The following is a 779-nucleotide window of genomic DNA, read 5'->3' on the forward strand; positions in this document are numbered from 1 at the left end:
AGGCGAAGTGGTGGAGTGAAGTGTTCCATTTCACAGAAGAATATTTTGGTTTAGAGACTGGCACGATCAAAGCGACCGTGCTGATCGAAACGTTACCAGCTGTGTTTGAGATGGATGAGATTTTGTTCTCACTTAAAGAGCACATCGTAGGGCTGAATTGTGGTCGTTGGGATTACATTTTCAGTTACATCAAAACACTGAAGAAACACCCAGATCGTGTTCTGCCGGATCGCCAAGTCGTCACCATGGACAAACCATTTTTGAACGCCTATTCGCGTTTGCTGGTTCGTACTTGTCACAAGCGTGGTGCTTTCGCGATGGGAGGAATGGCCGCCTTTATTCCCGCGAAAGACCCGCAAGAAAACCAGAAAGTGTTGGATAAAATTCACAACGATAAGTCACTTGAAGCGAATAACGGTCACGACGGTACGTGGGTTGCTCACCCGGGGCTCGCCGATACTGCTATGGAAGTATTCAGTGCGGCACTTGGAGAGCGAACAAATCAACTAGATGTTAGTCGCTCCGAAGATGCGCCAATTACCGCAGCCGAGTTGCTAGAACCGTGTGACGGTGAACGTACAGAAGAAGGCATGCGCCACAACATTCGCGTTGCGCTGCAATACATCGAAGCTTGGATTTCTGGAAACGGCTGTGTACCAATCTACGGATTAATGGAAGATGCTGCGACTGCTGAGATTTCTCGCGCCTCAATCTGGCAATGGATTCAGCACGGTAAGTCACTCGACAATGGTCAACAGGTGACAAAAGCGCTGTTCGAA

The 779-nt window shown here is 48.7% G+C and carries 1 protein-coding gene; it reads left to right on the forward strand.

Annotated features, from left to right (window positions below):
- On the forward strand, positions 1 to 779 hold a 779-nt coding region (locus R7E78_RS25985), incomplete at both ends, for a malate synthase (RefSeq protein ID WP_411913771.1).

It is taken from the genome of Vibrio sp. YT-19(2023) (genome assembly GCF_033337395.1).